General features: G+C 66.8%; 2 protein-coding genes and 1 pseudogene. 1 reads left to right on the top strand and 2 read right to left on the bottom strand.

The window, feature by feature from the left end; translation table 11 throughout:
* The coding region (locus U9980_RS18545) for a Scr1 family TA system antitoxin-like transcriptional regulator (protein WP_322769070.1) at positions 1–219 on the top strand (219 nt) is incomplete at its 5' end.
* Between the two features lie 139 nt (positions 220–358).
* Here U9980_RS18545 and U9980_RS18550 read toward each other — a convergent pair.
* Positions 359–1,462 (bottom strand): hypothetical protein, encoded by a 1,104-nt coding sequence (locus tag U9980_RS18550; RefSeq protein WP_322769071.1) that lies wholly within the window; start codon positions 1,460–1,462, stop codon positions 359–361.
* Positions 1,463–1,464: 2 nt separating this feature from the next.
* Positions 1,465–1,683: pseudogene (locus tag U9980_RS18555) on the bottom strand (lantibiotic dehydratase C-terminal domain-containing protein); the annotation flags it as partial.

Raw genomic sequence — 1,683 nt, forward strand, 5'->3', positions numbered from 1 at the left:
TACATGGACCAGCTCCACAGCGGCCTGTACTTGGAACGGGACTCCGACCTGCGCCGGTATCAGCTCGCGATAAATCGCCTTCGGGTCGTCGCGTTGGACCCAGAGCGATCGAATACGCTGATCAGCCAGGCTGCGGAGAAGCTTTGGATGAGCAGACACTCCGGGCCGCGTTATCTTCGCTGGCCGCACTCGTCATGGCGGAACCGGACCGCCGACTAGCTCGGGTCGCACCACGAGCCGTCACCGAAGCGGCAGCATCGGCGTTGACCCCACCGCGACGGTCGGATGGACCCCTGAGAAGCGTTCCGGCGAATGCGACGGCGCTGTCGATGTTGAGCCTGCAAGTTATCGATCTTGTTCAGCATCGAACCGAGAGGCGGGCGGCCAGCATGGTCCTGGCTGTTGCTACTGACTCGTTGAGTGAGTCGAGCATGGCCGTTGGCAGGGCTCCGGCGCCAAGACCGCACGTCGCGACGACTCTCGTGAGGTCGCCATGGTGTCGACTCTCGCGGACGAAGGGGTGCCGGAGTATTTCGCGAGCCGCGTATCCGTCGCCAGGCCGGATGGCTTCTGTGGTGATCGCGGAGATTAGTGTTTCGGCGGTCGCGGGGTCGGTATCGCTGGTCAAGCTGGCTGCGGCAAGGCCGAGCCGGGCACGAAAGACGACGTAGCCGCTGACGGGCTGTTCCCGGAGGAACTCTTGCGCAATCGTGGTGGTGAGGTCGCGCGTTAAGGGGCCGTCGGCTGTCATGAGCGTCAGGCAGGCGGCGATGTGATGTTCCCAGGGCTCGGTGATGGTCGTGTCGTCGACCAGACGGCGCGCTTTCTGGTGTTCTCCACTGAGGATGCGGGAGATGATTGCTGCCTGTCGTCCCTCCAGAAGGTGTGCGCCGATTCCGCGAAGGGCTTCGGCGTGGGCCACGGCCTCGTGCCATCGCCCGACAAGCGTGTGCGCGCGAATGCCATCGCTGAGGTACTGAAGCCAAACCCATTCCCGGAGCTTGCGGTACTGGTCCCTGGTGCCGGTCAGGTTGGCCAGCGGCAGCGTGTGACCGTCGATGACGAGGTCCGCGCCAGCTGCGACGGCCTGGTGGATGTCGTCGAGGAGACGAACCGCCGTGTCGGGTGCCTGCGCGCGGATGGCGAGTCGCGCGAGGTTGAGGACGGGCTCAAGCATCTGTCTGGCCAATGGGATCGTGAGTTGCCCGCGCTGACGGTAGATGTTGATATGGACCCAGCACAGGTTACGGGAGAGCTCCGGGAGGCCGCAGTCGCTGGCGAGCAGCGCGGCTTTGTTCAGGGCGTGTGGTGCTTCGGCGAGGATGTCCGCAGCGGGCTTGGCCGCGGCCTGGGCGATGTCGCTGATTTCGCGGACCCGATCAGGCAGCGGCGGGCACAGGGGTCTTGGTCTGCCGGTCAGCGGGAAGTAGCGCAGCGCGGCGGCGAGCGCGGTGCCGTCCATCGTCACTCGGGCGGGAGGTAGGCGGTGACCGCGGCGCGGGCCAGGATCGCCTGGGTGGCGGCGGACAGGCCGAGGCGGTTCCAGTGGAAGATCACCGTATGGGTCAAGATGGCCCGGGCCCCACGGGCGAGGATGCCCTGCCGGGCCGCGTCGGCGAATCCGGCGCCGGCCGCCTCGAACGCTTCGAGCCACGGCTCGGCGAACGCTGCCGGGGCGCCGGA

This window comes from Protofrankia sp. Cr1, assembly GCF_963555865.1.
Lineage (GTDB): Bacteria > Actinomycetota > Actinomycetes > Frankiales > Frankiaceae > Protofrankia.

Coding starts and splice junctions, on each gene's coding strand:
- U9980_RS18550 (WP_322769071.1), bottom strand. CDS start 1,462: ATGGACGGCACCGCGCTCGCCGCCGCGCTGCGCTACTTCCCGCTGACC.